The 14,320-nt window shown below is 62.3% G+C and carries 12 protein-coding genes; 3 read left to right on the top strand and 9 right to left on the bottom strand.

Translation table 11 applies throughout. The annotated features are described in order from the left end of the window. Positions 1-11: 11 nt before the first annotated feature. Positions 12-872 carry a PP2C family protein-serine/threonine phosphatase gene (locus B3H47_RS11010; RefSeq protein WP_276729863.1) on the top strand — a complete coding sequence of 287 codons (861 nt, stop codon included), beginning with the start codon at positions 12-14 and terminating at the stop codon, positions 870-872. Here B3H47_RS11010 and B3H47_RS11005 read toward each other — a convergent pair. From B3H47_RS11005 to B3H47_RS10985, 5 genes are all read right to left on the bottom strand, one after another. Beyond that, positions 861-1,667, bottom strand: a complete 807-nt coding sequence (locus B3H47_RS11005; RefSeq protein WP_286987037.1) for an enoyl-CoA hydratase — start codon at positions 1,665-1,667, stop codon at positions 861-863. The two genes, B3H47_RS11010 and B3H47_RS11005, sit on opposite strands and share 12 nt — an antisense overlap. Positions 1,668-1,729: 62 nt before the next feature. Next, complete coding sequence (locus B3H47_RS11000; RefSeq protein WP_286987036.1) at positions 1,730-2,137, bottom strand: lysozyme inhibitor LprI family protein; 408 nt, start codon at positions 2,135-2,137, stop codon at positions 1,730-1,732. Positions 2,138-2,204: 67 nt separating this feature from the next. Further along, positions 2,205-3,137 carry a dimethyl sulfoxide reductase anchor subunit family protein gene (locus tag B3H47_RS10995; protein WP_286987035.1) on the bottom strand — a complete coding sequence of 311 codons (933 nt, stop codon included), beginning with the start codon at positions 3,135-3,137 and terminating at the stop codon, positions 2,205-2,207. A gap of 4 nt (positions 3,138-3,141) precedes the next feature. Then, the gene (locus B3H47_RS10990) at positions 3,142-3,969 is read right to left on the bottom strand and encodes a 4Fe-4S dicluster domain-containing protein (protein ID WP_286987034.1); all 828 of its coding nucleotides are present in this window, start codon (positions 3,967-3,969) and stop codon (positions 3,142-3,144) included. Then, positions 3,966-7,028: a molybdopterin oxidoreductase family protein gene (locus B3H47_RS10985; RefSeq protein WP_286987033.1), complete on the bottom strand. Its 3,063-nt coding sequence runs from the start codon at positions 7,026-7,028 to the stop codon at positions 3,966-3,968. Before B3H47_RS10985 ends, B3H47_RS10990 begins: the two co-directional genes overlap by 4 nt. A 198-nt stretch (positions 7,029-7,226) precedes the next feature. On the opposite strand from B3H47_RS10985, the gene B3H47_RS10980 reads away from it, so the two are divergent. Together B3H47_RS10980 and B3H47_RS10975 are read left to right on the top strand one after the other, a co-directional pair. Beyond that, the gene (locus B3H47_RS10980) at positions 7,227-7,394 is read left to right on the top strand and encodes a chloride transporter (protein WP_276729852.1); all 168 of its coding nucleotides are present in this window, start codon (positions 7,227-7,229) and stop codon (positions 7,392-7,394) included. 91 nt (positions 7,395-7,485) lie between these two features. Then, complete coding sequence (locus B3H47_RS10975; protein WP_276706932.1) at positions 7,486-8,604, top strand: alkene reductase; 1,119 nt, start codon at positions 7,486-7,488, stop codon at positions 8,602-8,604. 103 nt (positions 8,605-8,707) lie between these two features. Here B3H47_RS10975 and B3H47_RS10970 read toward each other — a convergent pair whose 3' ends face one another. The 4 genes from B3H47_RS10970 to B3H47_RS10955 all read right to left on the bottom strand — a co-directional run bounded on the left by B3H47_RS10970 (position 8,708) and on the right by B3H47_RS10955 (position 14,315). Further along, positions 8,708-9,721, bottom strand: coding sequence for an SDR family oxidoreductase (locus tag B3H47_RS10970; RefSeq protein ID WP_286987032.1), 1,014 nt, complete (start codon positions 9,719-9,721; stop codon positions 8,708-8,710). A 6-nt stretch (positions 9,722-9,727) separates the two neighbouring features. After that, a complete protein-coding gene (locus tag B3H47_RS10965; RefSeq protein WP_286987031.1) occupies positions 9,728-11,008 on the bottom strand; it encodes a nucleotide sugar dehydrogenase in 1,281 nt (426 codons plus the stop codon). Positions 11,009-11,032: 24 nt separating this feature from the next. Further along, entirely contained in the window at positions 11,033-12,439 is a 1,407-nt protein-coding gene (locus tag B3H47_RS10960; RefSeq protein WP_286987030.1) for a TIGR03013 family XrtA/PEP-CTERM system glycosyltransferase, read from the bottom strand. Between the two features lie 289 nt (positions 12,440-12,728). Continuing rightward, positions 12,729-14,315, bottom strand: a complete 1,587-nt coding sequence (locus B3H47_RS10955; RefSeq protein ID WP_286987029.1) for a GMC family oxidoreductase — start codon at positions 14,313-14,315, stop codon at positions 12,729-12,731. Positions 14,316-14,320 lie beyond the last annotated feature (5 nt).

Here is a 14,320-nt window from a genome sequence, read left to right as displayed (position 1 = left end):
CCGCCGATTCTATGGATCCCACCGATCACTACCCGCCGTCCCGGTTGCCGCCCCTGCCCACGCCGGTGCAGCACCGCGCGGGTACCCGCTGGCGGCTGAGCGCGGCGAGTGGCCTGCACAAAGGCGACCGGCCGTATCAGCAAGATCAACTGCGGGTCATTGCCCACCCCCGCGTGCAGGGCTGCGTGCTGGCGGTGATTGCCGACGGCATGGGCGGAAAAAGCGGCGGACGCAAGGCGGCCGATCAGGTCATGCTCACCGCACAGCAACTGTTCGAGCGCTACCACCCGGACAGCGACGACCCGCATGCGCTGCTGCGGCAGATCGTGCAGGAAAGCCACAGCATGATCCGGCTCACCGCCCTGTCCACCGAGCAGGAGCCGCATTCCACCATCGTCTGCGCCCTGTTTCACGCCGACGAAGGCCGCTGCTACTGGTCGCATGTGGGCGACAGCCGGCTCTATATCTTCCGCAACGGTCGGCTGCTGCTGCGCACCACCGATGACTCGTATGTGCAAACCCTGGTCGACAAGGGCGAGATCACCGAAGCCAAGGCCCGCAACCACCCGATGAGCAATGTGCTGACCTGCAGTCTGGGCATGTCGGAGCTGCCGTCCAAGCCGGTGGAAGAAAGCCCGCTGATGCCGGGTGATGTGCTCATGCTGTGCAGCGACGGCGTGTGGCACTACTTCACCGATCAGGATCTGGAAATCGCCACCTCCAAACTGCAGCCGCGCGAGTGCTGTCAGTACCTGATCGACAAGGCCCGCACCCGCGCCGGCGGCCGCGGCGACAACCTGTCCCTCATCGTCATCGAGTTGGCGCGGCTGCCCGCGCCGGGCGAGACATCCAGCGCGTCATCAGGCGCCTGAGGCCACGCGCCAACTCGGTTCGCGTTTTTCGATAAAGGCCTGCACGCCTTCTAGCGCGCAGTCGTCGAGCATATTGCAGGTCATGGTTTGCGCCGCGAGTTGATAGGCCGCATCGATGCCGGTCTCGACTTGGCGATAGAACAGCGCCTTGCCCATGCGCACCGCGGCGGCGGGTTTGTTCAGAATGCTGGCGACGAGGCGCTCCACTTCCGCTTCCAGCGCATCGGCCGGGGCGACGCGATTGATGAGGGCGCGCTGTTGCGCGGTGGCGGCGTCGATGAACTCGCCGGTGAGCAGCATTTCCATCGCCTGCTTGCGCGGCAGATTGCGCGCCAGCGCCACGCCGGGCGTGGAACAGAACAGCCCGTAATTCACGCCCGAGACGGCAAAGCGCGCGTCGGCGCTGGCCACCGCCAGATCGCAACTCGCCACCAACTGACAGCCGGCCGCCGTGGCGATGCCATGCACCTGCGCGATGACGGGCTGGGGCAGCCGCATCAATCCGGTCATGACCTTGCCGCAACGGGCGAAGAGCGACTGGTAATAGGCCTGCGAAGGCTGGGCGCGCATTTCCTTGAGATCGTGCCCGGCGCAAAAAGCTCGGCCTGCACCGCGCAGGATGACCACGCGGGCGGCGTCGTCTTCCGTCAAGGCGTCGATCTGCGCCTGCAGTGCATCGAGCAAAGCCTCCGACAAGGCGTTGAACGCCTGCGGGCGGTTGAGCGTGAGGGTGACCACGCCGCGCGCATCGCGTTCATGCAGCAGGACGTCGGTCGGGTTCGTGGGGTTGGGCATGGCGGTCTCCTTGGGTTTTCGGTAGATGATGCAAGCACATGCTGAACCTTATCTGACGCGGGTCATTTGGGTGGGCAGGTGGCGCCGGAACAGTGCAAAAAGCCGTCGAGCTGGGCGATTCGGGTGCGGATCATGCCCGACAGACAGTCATCCTGCCGCGTGCTCCAGGCGGCATTTTGCCAATCGGGCGGGCCGTTGCGGAACTCACATTCCGCATTCGCCCAGCGCCGCCACAGATTCTGTGCATGATCGAGTCGCCGCTCGGTGTAGGTGCCCATCACCTTCTGCAATTCCAGGCGATAGAGATGGGTCATGCGCTCATTGAGCGCGCGCCGGGTCTGCGCGGCGCAATCAGCGCTACGCGGTTGCGACAGGCAGATGGGCGGGGTCTTCACCCCAATCGCAGCCTGCGCCTGCCCGAAGCACGCCAACACCAACAGCCCGCCGCACAAAAAGCCGATTCCACGCATGTTCATCCTCTTTCAAAAGAAGGATGGAGCCGCGCCGCGGGCGGGCGTTCCCGCTGGTTTCAATCGGTCACAGCGCGGCCTGGTAATAGCGGTTTTGCGGATGGCGGACCTGGGCGAAAAAATCCCAGCGCTCGGCCAGCATGCCCAGCAGGTTGCTCGCCAGCGCCAGCGGCCAACCGACCCAGCGCAGCGGCTGCGGCGTGAGAAGCAGCAGCAAAACCGGCAGCACGAAGCCAAACACCACGAAGCCCCAGCGCGTACCCGCCACCCACAGCGCGCTTCGTCCATGAAAGAACTCGCGGGTGTTGAATGCCCCGGCGGTGAAGCCCTTGGAGGTCTGGCGGATCACCGCACTGCCCACCCCGATGGCCGACTGCATCGACCCCGCAGGTGTCAGACCCCGCACACGCAGCAGCGCCGCCAGACGCCCCACCAAGGCAACGCCCAGCAATGCGGCGGCGGCGCGGGCATAGAGCGCCGCCTGCGGCGCGAGCCGCCACAGCGCCAGCACGGAAGCCAGCAGACAGCCGCTGGCCAGACCCATCAGCACGAAGTTCAGCACGGTGAGCGGGGTGGCCCATTCGCGCAGAAACCGCACCCCCGCGTAGATCATGGCGGTGCAGACCCAGAGCGCCAGCGCGCCGACGATCAAGACCGCGGCCAGCAGACCAGGCCAGTCGTGCAGGGTTTGAATGCCCAGCAGGCTCAAGGCGGTCAATCCCAGGAAGGCCGGCAGGGCGATGACCTCGCGCGATAGCCAGGAGGTGCGCCACATGGCGGCGGCGCGCCAGGCGCGCTCCGGCCGCCCCAAATGGCCGAACGAGGCGGCCAGCCCGATGACGCCCAGCCCCAAGATGATCCACAGACTCAAGCTGCAAAACGCCAGCCAACAGGCGCTCTGCGCCGCGCCGAACAGCGCTGGCAGCGCCACCACAACCCCCAGCCCCTGCGCGCAGCCGACCAGGGTGGTGAGCAATAAAACGGAAAACGCGGGACGCATGACTTTAGCGAGCCTCCAGTTGAGTGGCCTCGGCGGTCTTGTGGCCCGCGCGCGTTTGCGAGGGCTTGGAGAACGCGCCGAACAGCTTGGCGAACAACCCGCGCGCTTCGACTTCCAGCGCCGCTTCGCTCGGCGCCGGGCGCACCGCAGCGGCTTGTGGGCGCGCCGTGGTCTGGTGCGGCGACGCGGCCTCCGCGTTGGCCGGTGCAGCGCCTTGCGGCAGTTGGCGAGGCAGATAGTGATTGGCCGGACGGGTGCCGAGTTCGGGCATCAGGGCATAGCCGCCGCGTTCGCGGATGGCGCGAGACACCTCGGACTCGGGGTCGTGCACATCGCCGAACAGCCTTGCGTTGGTCGGGCAGGCGTTGACGCAGGCCGGGCGGCGCTGCGCCTGCGGAATGCTCTCGTCGTAGATGCGATCGACGCACAGGGTGCACTTGGTCATCACCCCGCGGTCTTCGTCGTATTCGCGTGCACCGTAGGGGCAGGCCCAGGAGCAGTATTTACAGCCGATGCACTTGTCGCTATCGACCAGCACGATGCCGTCTTCCTGGCGCTTGTACGACGCGCCGGTCGGGCAAACGGGCACGCAGGGCGGCTCTTCGCAGTGCAGGCAGCTCTTGGGAAAGTGCACGGTCTGCGTCTGCGGAAACTGCCCCACCTCGTAGGTCTGCACCCGGTTGAAAAACACCCCCAGCGGATTCTCGCCGTAGGGTTCGTGGTCGCTCAGATGCCCGGCCGTACCGGAGGTGTTCCACTGTTTGCAGGAAGTGACGCAGGCGTGGCAGCCCACGCAGACATTGAGGTCGATGACCAGGGCGAGTTGGGTCATGGCTGTTTTCCTTGGCGGGACGAACGCCCGGCGAAATAGCGCAGCACACTGAGGTGCGGTGCGTGCAGCGCAGGCTGGGGCAGCGCGGCGGGAGGTGCAAATTGCGGCCAGCTCTGCTCGGCGAAAGCGGGCAGTGGCTCGTCGGTTTCAGGCGGCGCTTCGGCGTGGTCGATGCGCACCCGCACGTCATACCAGCCGGCCTGGCCGGTGACCGGGTCGCTGTTGGAGATCAGCGCCCCCTGGGCCGGGCTGCGCCCAGCCCGCCCCCCGCGGGGGTCAAGAAAACTTGGGGCGGCCCGGCGTTTTCTTGAGTGTCCCTGCCCCCCACTCAGCGCGGCGGCCGGCAGCTCCTCGCGGATGAGATGGTTGAGCAAAAAGCCGGTCTGCGCCTCCTCGGCATGCGGATGCAGTCCCCAGAAGCCGCTGGCCTTGCCGATGGCATTCCAGGTCCACACTGTGCCGGGCTCGACCGCCTCGCTGTATTGGCAACGCGCGCGCACCCGGCCCCAGGGCGAGGTGATCCACAGCCAGTCGCCATCGGCGATGCCTTGCTGAGCGGCTACTGCGGGATTGACGTAAAGCCGGTTGTGGCCGTGAATCTGCCGCAGCCAGGCATTCTGCGAGTCCCAGGCGTGATACATCGCCATCGGGCGCTGGGTCACGGCGGCCAGCGGATAGCGCGCCAGATCGGTGGCCGCATGTTCCAGCGGCGGCTCCCAGAAGGGCAGCGGATCGAAGTGATGCGCCACCCGCGCCCGCAGCGCTTCGGGCGGTTGCCGACCGGGGCGCTGGCCGCGCGCCGCCAGCCGGAACTGCTGCAGCACGTCGGAGTAGAGCGCGATGATGATGGGCGTGTTGCGCGCGCGCCAGCCCTGCTCCTGCGCAAAGTCGAGGTAGTCGCGGTTCCAGTTGCGCATATAGCGCAACGACTCGGGCAGGTGGTGAAAGTGCACGCAGTCGTTTTTCGCATACATCTCCCATTGCTTTGGGTTGGGCTCGCCCTTGAGCGACTGCGTGCCGTCCTTGCCGCGCCAGCCCGACAGAAAGCCGATGCCTGAGCCGGGCGCGGTTTCGTAGTTGACGATGAAGTCGGGATAGTTTTTGTACTTGCGGCTGCCGTCGGCGTTCACGAAAGCCGGCAGGCCGAGGCGACCTGCCAGCTCCACCAGCACTTCCTGGAATGGCCGCGTTTGCGCCAGAGGCGGCAGCACCGGCACGCGTACCGAGTCCACCGGGCCGTCGAACTCGGAGATGGGCCGGTCGAGCAAGGACATGGCGTCATGCCGCTCCAGATAGCTGGTGTCGGGCAGCAGCAGATCGGCGAAGGCGGTCATCTCGCTCTGAAAGGCATCGCACACCACGAGAAAGGGAATGCGGTAGCTGCCGTCTGCGCGTTTGTCGCGCAACATCTGCCGCACGTCCACGGTGTTCATGGCCGAATTCCACGCCATGTTGGACATGAAGATCAGCAGGGTGTCGATGGGATAAGGGTCGCCGCGCCAGGCGTTGGTGATGACGTTGTGCATCAGACCATGCACCGCCAGCGGATGCTCCCAGGAAAACGCCTTGTCGATGCGTAGCGGGCTGCCGTCGTCCATCAGTGCGAGATCGTCGGGCGAAGTCGGCCAGCCCAGCGGCGCGCCGTTCAGCGGCGTGTCGGGCCGCACGTCCTGCGGGCCGCGCGGGTTGCGCACCTCGGGCGGAACGTCCTTCGGGTACGGCGCTTTGTGGCGAAAGCCGCCGGGCGCATCGATCGTACCCAGCAGGCTCATCAGAATGGACAACGCGCGGATGGTCTGAAAGCCGTTGGAATGCGCCGCGAGACCCCGCATGGCGTGAAACGCCAGCGGTTTGCTGCGCACCGTGGCGTGCTCGCGGCCGAGCCAGTCGGTCCAGGCGATGGGCAGGTCTTCGCCCTGATCGAGCGCGGCCTGCGCCATCTCTTGTGCCAGTTGGCGAATGCGCTCGGCGCTCACGCCGGTGATGCCCGCGGCCCATTCGGGCGTGCTGTCGGCCAGTTGTTCGCGCAGCAGTTGCAGCGCGGGCGCGACCGGCGTGCCATCGGCCAGACGGTAGTGGCCCGAAAGCGCGGGCTGCGCGCCCTCAGCCCAGGCGGGCACGGGACGCTGGGTCACGGCGTCCCACCACATCCGGCCTTGCGACTGCTCCGCGCCAGAGGCATCGGGGATGAACAAGCCGTCTTGCGCGTGGCCCGGCTGCACCCGCAGCAGTTGCGCGCCGTTGGTGCAGTGCGCGGTGAAGTCGGCATCGAATCGGCCGGTGCGCAGCAGTTCGTGCACCAATGCCTGCAGCAAAGCGCCATCGGTGCCGGGGCGAATCGGGATCCACTCATCGGCAATGGCGGAATAGCCGGTGCGCACTGGGTTGATGGAGATGAAGCGCCCGCCCGCCCGCTTGAATTTGGACAGCGCGATTTTCATCGGGTTGCTGTGGTGATCTTCGGCGGTGCCGATCATCACGAACAGCTTGGCGCGCTCCAGATCGGGGCCGCCGAATTCCCAGAAACTGCCACCGAAGGTATAGATCATGCCGGCAGCCATGTTCACCGAGCAGAAGCCACCATGCGCGGCATAGTTGGGCGTGCCGAACTGCCGGGCGAACAGCCCGGTGAGCGCCTGCATCTGGTCGCGTCCGGTGAACAGCGCAAATTGCTTGGGGTCGGTGGCGCGCAGGTGACGCAGCCGGTCTTCCAGCGTCTGCAGCGCTTCGTCCCACGAGATCGGCTCGAACTCACCCGCGCCGCGCTCGCTGCCGGGTTTGCGGCGCAAGGGCTGCGTCAAGCGCGCCGGCGACACCTGTTTCATGATGCCGGCCGACCCCTTGGCGCAAATCACGCCCTGGTTGAGCGGATGGTTGGGGTTGCCCTCGATGAAACGCACCTCGCCATCGCGCAGATGCACTTTGATGCCGCAGCGGCAGGCGCACATATAGCACGTAGTCGTCTTCACCTCGGTATCGCCGGGAGGCGGGGTCAGCGGATCGTGCAGCGGCTGGCCGTTGGAGAACAAGCGATCGAGCGGTTTGAACAGGGCGGACATGGCAGGGCGCAGTCTCTTTTTAAAGGAATGCCTAGACCTTAGCCGCCGATAATTGATTCAACAAACGAATTGTTCTGATTTTTTATATCTGATTTTGTGATGAATTGAGCGGCTTGTTCGCCTGCCCCTGTCAACAGACGACCGCGCCTTGCCCTGCGCCATCACCAGCGCCGCGGTTGGTTAGGCGGTGCCGCGCGCGTGCCCATCGCCACCAAGCTCATGGCGCCCACCATGCTCGCGGTGGTCATCAGCTTTCTGCTTCAGATCTGGCTGACGCGCAAAGCGCGTTATCCGTCGCTCTACGAGGTCCAACTTCCTGGGCCCGAGCAAAGCCCGATCTACAAAAGCGCTCCAGGCGCGCGCTGAGCCGGGATGCTCGGTCTGTTTTTCAGCACTCGTGCAGGCCTTGCGAAAGGCCCCTACGATATTGACGCACTGCAACAACAAAAGGAACGACATGACTGCACCTACCCTGTTCACCCCCCTCCAACTCGGCGCCCTGCAACTGCCCAACCGCATGGTGATGGCGCCGCTGACGCGCTCCCGCGCGCAACAACCGGGCGACATTCCGGGCGAAATGAATGCACGCTATTACGCCCAGCGCGCCTCCGCCGGACTGATCGTGAGCGAGGCGACGCAAATTTCCCGGCAAGGTCAGGGTTACGCCTTCACCCCGGGCATTTATACCGACGCGCAAGTCGCCGGTTGGAAAATAGTCACCGATGCGGTGCATGCCGCCGGCGGCCATATGGCCATGCAGCTCTGGCATGTGGGACGCATCTCCCATCACCTGCTTCAACAGGACGGCCAGGCCCCGGTCGCGCCCAGTGCCCTGCGCAGCGACACGGGCGAATCCTTCGTCGTGCTGCCTGATGAAGGCCCCAAGCGCGTGCCCTGCGATATGCCGCGCGCGCTCGAAACCGCCGAAATTCCGGGCATCATCGCCGACTACCGACGAGCAGCCGAGCGCGCGCTGCAAGCGGGCTTCGACCTGCTGGAGTTGCACAGCGCCAACGGCTATCTGCTGCAACAGTTTTTGGCGACCAACGCCAACCAACGCACCGATCAATACGGCGGCAGCTTGGAAAACCGCGCCCGCATCGTGCTCGAAGCCATCGATGCACTGATTGCGGTGGCCGGCGCCAACCGGGTAGGGGTGCGAATCTCGCCGCATTTCAATCGTCACGACATTCAGGACGCGCAGACCGAAGAGATTCACCTCTACCTGGCGCAGGAATTCAATCGCCGAGGCATTGCCTACATCCACATCGCCGAACCCGACTGGGCGGGCGGACCGGCGCTGACCGACGAGTTCCGCAAAAAGCTGCGTGCCGCCTATGCGGGCCGCATCATCGTCTGCGGCAACTACACCCGGGAATCCGCCGAGGCCCGCCTGGCTTCAGGACTGGCCGACGCGGTAGCCTTCGGCCGCCCCTTCATCGCCAACCCGGATCTGGTGGCGCGTTTTCAGCAAGGCGCTGCACTGAACAAACCCAACCCTGCCACCTTCTACGGCGGCGGCGAAGCCGGCTACACCGACTACCCCTCACTCGACGCCACCCCGGCGACGGTCTGAACGGGTCAATTCAACGCCCGGATTGACGCCCTGCCTTGCTCTCTCAGCAAGCTGTCTATCCGGCAGCTTGCTGAGAGAAAGATCAACGATCAAACCTTGACCTTTACGACTTGGCAACGTACCACGGCATGGCGATTTTCAAGCCGGCGCGCACGCTGAAATCGGGGCTGTAGCCCAACAGGCGTTTGGCCTTGCTGATGTCGGCAAGAGAATGACGTACATCACCCTTGCGAAAGTCGCGGTAGACCGGCGGGGTGAATTTCACGCTAGTGTCGAGCGCCATGATTTCCTCGCTCAACAACTGGTGAAGGGTGTTCAGGCTGGTCTGCTCGCCAAACGCCACGTTATAGACCTGATTCGCCGATTCTGGATGGGTGCTCAGCCCCGCCAGCACATTGGCCTGCACCACGTTGTCGATATAGCAGAAGTCGCGTGTGGTTTCGCCGTCGCCATTGATGAAACAAGGCTGATTGCCGCGGATGGCTTTGGCCCAATTGGGAATGACCGCCGCATAAGGGCCATTGGGATCCTGGCGGGTGCCGAACACGTTGAAATAGCGCAGCCCGATGCTCTGCAAGCCATAGACCCGGCCGAACACGTCGGCATAAAGTTCGTTGAGATATTTAGTTACCGCATAGGGCGACAGCGGCTTGCCGATGAGGTCTTCGACCTTGGGCAAGCCCGGATGATCTCCATAGGTGGAACTGGAAGCCGCGTAAACGAAGCGGCCCACGCCCGCGTCGCGCGCGGCGACCAGCATGTTCAGAAAACCCGTGGCGTTGACTGCATGCGTTGCCAGCGGGTTTTCAATCGAGCGCGGCACAGATCCCAAAGCCGCCTCATGCAACACGATGTTGACGCCCTGACAGGCCTGCTGGCAAGTCTGCGGATCGACAATGTCACCCTCGATGAAGGTGTGCCGCTTCCAGGCCTCCTCGCCAACCAGGCGCCGCACTTCATCCAGATTGGATTGATGGCCGGTTGAAAAATTGTCCAGACTGACTACATTCTGGCCATGGGTCAGAAGCGTTTGGATCAGGTGAGAGCCGATGAATCCGGCGCTCCCCGTCACCAGCCAGCGCTGGGGCTTTGAAGACAGCAATTGTTCGATCGACATGGCGGCTCAAAGTCTCCAGACCTGGGCGCCGTGCGACTGGAGCGCGGCAGCGTCGTATTGGCACTTGATGTCCATGAAAATGCCCGACGGCAGCAGCTTTTCGAGGGTTTCGGCCACAGACATGTCCTTGTAGGCTTGGTGCGCCACGGCCGCCACGATCGCCTGAGCGCGAGGCAATTCGGCCCAAGGCGTCAGCGTGACGCCATATTCATGCACAGCCTCACCCGCATCGGCAATGGGATCGTGCACGATGACGTTGACCCCATATGACGCCAGTTCGCGAATCACGTCGATCACTTTGGAATTGCGCAGATCGGGGCAGTTTTCCTTGAAGGTCAGACCGAGAACGATCACGTCGCTCCCCTTGATCGGCAGGCCCGCCTGACTCATTTGCTTGATCGTCTGTTCAGCGATGTATTTGCCCATGCCGTCATTGATGCGACGCCCCGCCAGAATCACTTGCGGGTGATAGCCGAGCATGTCGGCCTTGTGCGTGAGGTAATAAGGATCGACACCGATGCAATGCCCACCCACCAGGCCCGGACGGAACGGCAGGAAATTCCACTTGGTGCCCGCCGCCTTGAGCACGTCTAGCGTATCAATGCCAATGCGGTGGAAAATGAGCGACAACTCATTCATCAGCGCAATATTCAGGTCACGCTGCGTGTTTTCAATCACTTTCGCCGCCTCGGCCACTTTGATGCTTTCGGCTCGGTGAACCCCGGCCGTAATCACTGAGGCATAAACATTTGCGACGGTTTCAAGCGTTTCCGAGGTATCTCCGGAAACCACCTTGACGATTCGGGTCAGGGTGTGCTCTTTGTCACCTGGATTGATACGCTCGGGTGAATAGCCGACGAAGAAATCTTTTTTCCACTTCAGCCCCGACTGTTTTTCAAGAATCGGCACACAGATTTCTTCGGTAGCCCCAGGATAAACGGTCGATTCATAGACCACGATGGCGCCGGGTTTGAGATATTTACCGACGGCGGTACTCGCGCCCACGAGGGGGCTGAAATCCGGGTTGTGGGCATCGTCAACCGGCGTCGGCACGGCGACGATCACAAAGTCGGCCTCCTTCAGTTTCGAGGCATCGGTTGTCGGCTCGAGCAAGGTCGCCTGCTTGAGGTTCTCCTGACTGACTTCCCCAGTCGGATCGACATGCTTGCAATAAGCCGCTATTTTTTCGACCGAGAGGTCGAATCCGATCGTGCGATATTTTTTACCAAACTCGACGGCCAAAGGAAGACCGACATACCCCAATCCCACCACAGCAACTACTGTCATCGTTCTCTTTCTAAAAGTTAAAAATTATCTTGCGCCTTCACCGAAAATCACGACACGCACCGTCTCAAACAAAATAAAAAAATCGAGAAAGACGCTGTTATTTTTTACGTAGTAAAGATCGAACTGCAGCTTACGCTTCGCATCTTCCACCGAGGCGCCATAGGCGTAGCGCACCTGCGCCCAACCTGTGACCCCCGGTTTGACGCTGTGACGAATCGCATAGAAGGGAATATCCTTTTCGAGCATGTCCACAAAAGTCGGGCGCTCCGGGCGCGGTCCGACCATACTCATTTCTCCGCGCAAGACATTGATCAGTTGAGGCAGTTCGTCAATACGTGTTTTGCGGATGAAAGCGCCGACACGGGTGATCCGGTTGTCATTGGTGCTGGCCCATCGTGCCACGCCATCTTTTTCTGCATCCGTGCGCATACTGCGGAATTTGAGACAGTAAAAAGACTTTCCAAACAAGCCGACACGCTCTTGCTGAAAAAATACAGGCCCCCGATCTTCTAATTTGATGAACAGAGCAGCCAATAACATGATGGGCCAGAGGGCAAGCAGAAGAACGCTGGCGCTAATGATGTCGAATAGACGCTTGGCCCAGGCACGGATGTGGCCTTGTGTAAAACCGCCTCCATAAATCAGCCAACTCGCTTTCATGCTTTCCAGCGGAACCTCGCCTTTCAAGCGCTCGTAGAAAGTCGGCAGATTGTGAACCGGCGTGCCGAGAATCCGGGCCTCGAGCAGTTGGCGGATCGGGAGTACGCCTCCCCGATGTTCGCGCACGGCAACAATGATTTCATCCACCCGCATATCGAGCACGACCTGCTCGAGAGGCGTATTTTCGTCAAACACCTTACCAGCAAGTTGAACCGGCGGCTGATCATTTTGCTGAGTGGGATAGAAGCCGACGATGCTGTAGGAAGTACCGTGATTTTCCATGATCTGGCGCGATAGCGCTTGCGCCTCGCGCCCATTTCCGACGATCAAAATGCGTCGCGTCATGCCAGACAACGCTGTTTGTCGCAAGAAAATATAACGGATCAGCACGAGAAGTGCCATTTGAAACAGATAGGCAAACGCCAGCACTCGAAACGAACTACCGGCTTCGGTGAACATCAGGGTGAACCAGTAAACCGGAAAGAAGACGAAGGCGAATGCAACCGAGGTGCGCCCTAAAAAGCTGCGCAAGCTGTTTTCCGCATCAATACGGTAAACACCCAATGCGGTGTATAGCAAAATAGTCAACGCCGTATACAGAATCAGCGGATAGAACCCCTGCTGAATCCAATACGAAAAATCTTGCTTACCTACAGTCATCACATAAACAGACCAGGTTGCAAGCGCAAAGGACAGAATGGAAATCGCCAGATCAACCAGCAATTCCAGCGTCATTTTTGCGGGAATGTATAGATTAAAGATCTTGAACATTTTTCACTCTGGGTATGGGATTATTGCGTCAGGAGAACGAGGGCAATCCGGCGCGGTTGCGACACCACCTCGTTGCTAGAATTTTGCGCTGCGAGGCGGTCAGATCGATGTGAAATTTTTGGCAGTTCTGACGACAAATCTGGGTTTCTTGTTGGGTTCGTGGGATTGTTGTCAATCGGGAATGACAGGTCTATCCCCGGCACAGGCGGCACACCCCCCAATTCAAAGGGTGCGATTGCAAAACCAATCGCAAAACCAATCGCAAAACAACAAACAGCACGACTTGGGGTCAGTTATCGGCGAGGAGCCATGCGCTGGCGCGCTCGGCAATCATGAGCGTCGGAGCGTTGGTATTGCCCGTGGGGACCTCGGGCATGATGGCCGCATCCACGACATGCAGGCCCTCGATGCCCCGGACGCGAAGCTGCGGATCGACCACACTGGCTTCGTCAGCCCCCATGCGACAGGTTCCGACCGGGTGATAGACCGTTTCGGCTTTGCTGCGGATGAATTCGGTAAAGTCGCCGTCCGGCGAGGCGAGCGTTCCAGGAAAGATCTCGGCGCCTCGCCATGGGTCGAATGCGGGTTGCGCCAATATTTCGCGCGACACGCGCGCGGCTTCGCACATGCGCAATAGGTCGAAGCCATCGGCGTCGCTCAGGTAGTTGGGCTGAATCAGTGGATGTGCGGCGGGATCGGCACTGCGCAGCCGGATACGCCCGCGGCTGCGCGGATGCAATACGCAGGCGTGCAGGGTGTAGCCGTAGCCTGGCAGGCGTCCCCTGCCATGGTCGTCGAGCAGCGCGGGAACGAAGTGAAATTGCAGGTCGCAGCGCGCATCGGTGGCGTAGCGCGAGCGCATGAAGCCGCCGCCCTCGGCGGCATTGGAGGTTCCAACGCCCTGACGGGTGAGCCAGAACTGCAAACCGGCCAGGACGACATTGACGTGGTCGTAGGTTACGGGCTGGGTGGCGGCGTTCAAGGTGCAGATGTCGAGGTGATCCTGCAGGTTCTCGCCCACGGCCGGTAGATCGCGCACGACCGGAATGCCGATGTCGCGGAGATGATCGGCTGGCCCGATGCCCGAGAGCAGCAGAAGTTGGGGCGAATTGATCGTCCCGCCGCTGAGCACCACGCGCCCGGCTTCGATGCGCGTCGGAGAAGCGCCGCGCGTGCGTACTTGCACGCCAACTGCCCGGTTATGCTCGATCAACACGCGCTCCGTCAGGGTCTGCGTCAGTACGGTGAGGTTGTTTCGCCCGCGTACGGGAGCAAGAAAGGCGGCAGCACTGGAATGCCGCAAGCCGTTTTTCTGCGTGACCTGATAGAGCCCAACGCCTTCCTGAGTGGGGCCGTTGAAATCGGCGTTGCGGTTCAACCCGAACGACTCTCCAGCGGCCATGAACGCATCGGTTAGCACATTGTGATGCCGCAGATCGCTGACCCCCAATTCGCCTTGATCACCATGCCAGGCGTCGGCGCCGCGCGTGTTGCATTCCATGGCGCGAAACAGCGGCAGCGCGGCGTCCCACGACCACGCCGACTCTCCGGTCAGCTCGGCCCAGCGGTCATAGTCCTGCGGCACACCCCGCACATAGCACATGGCGTTGATCGCACTCGAACCCCCGAGCACCCTGCCCCGCGGCCACCATAAACGGCGATGGTGCAACTGCGGCTCAGGCTCCGTGGTGAAGCCCCAGTTGAAGCGCTTGTGCCCAGCCAGCTTGGCGATGCCCGCAGGCATACGAATGTAGGGATGCCAGTCCGAGCCACCGGCCTCGATCAACAGCACCCGGTGGGCGGGGTCGGCACTGAGCCGATTAGCCAGCACGCAGCCCGCCGAACCCGCGCCGACAATCACCGTGTCGAATTCCATCGCGC

The sequence above is a fragment of the Thiomonas sp. UBA7699 genome, from assembly GCF_002482605.1.
Classification (GTDB): domain Bacteria; phylum Pseudomonadota; class Gammaproteobacteria; order Burkholderiales; family Burkholderiaceae_C; genus Thiomonas; species Thiomonas arsenitoxydans.
The sequence above is the reverse complement of the archived record's forward strand: the minus strand, read 5'-3'. Positions and strand labels throughout refer to the sequence as shown.

Bases quoted from the DNA above. Each gene is read 5' to 3' on its own strand.
- B3H47_RS11010 (WP_276729863.1), top strand. From the start codon at position 12: ATGGATCCCACCGATCACTACCCGCCGTCCCGGTTGCCGCCCCTGCCC.
- B3H47_RS11005 (WP_286987037.1), bottom strand. From the start codon at position 1,667: ATGCCCAACCCCACGAACCCGACCGACGTCCTGCTGCATGAACGCGAT.
- B3H47_RS11000 (WP_286987036.1), bottom strand. From the start codon at position 2,137: ATGCGTGGAATCGGCTTTTTGTGCGGCGGGCTGTTGGTGTTGGCGTGC.
- B3H47_RS10995 (WP_286987035.1), bottom strand. From the start codon at position 3,137: ATGCGTCCCGCGTTTTCCGTTTTATTGCTCACCACCCTGGTCGGCTGC.
- B3H47_RS10990 (WP_286987034.1), bottom strand. From the start codon at position 3,969: ATGACCCAACTCGCCCTGGTCATCGACCTCAATGTCTGCGTGGGCTGC.
- B3H47_RS10985 (WP_286987033.1), bottom strand. From the start codon at position 7,028: ATGTCCGCCCTGTTCAAACCGCTCGATCGCTTGTTCTCCAACGGCCAG.
- B3H47_RS10975 (WP_276706932.1), top strand. From the start codon at position 7,486: ATGACTGCACCTACCCTGTTCACCCCCCTCCAACTCGGCGCCCTGCAA.
- B3H47_RS10970 (WP_286987032.1), bottom strand. From the start codon at position 9,721: ATGTCGATCGAACAATTGCTGTCTTCAAAGCCCCAGCGCTGGCTGGTG.
- B3H47_RS10965 (WP_286987031.1), bottom strand. From the start codon at position 11,008: ATGACAGTAGTTGCTGTGGTGGGATTGGGGTATGTCGGTCTTCCTTTG.
- B3H47_RS10960 (WP_286987030.1), bottom strand. From the start codon at position 12,439: ATGTTCAAGATCTTTAATCTATACATTCCCGCAAAAATGACGCTGGAA.
- B3H47_RS10955 (WP_286987029.1), bottom strand. From the start codon at position 14,315: ATGGAATTCGACACGGTGATTGTCGGCGCGGGTTCGGCGGGCTGCGTG.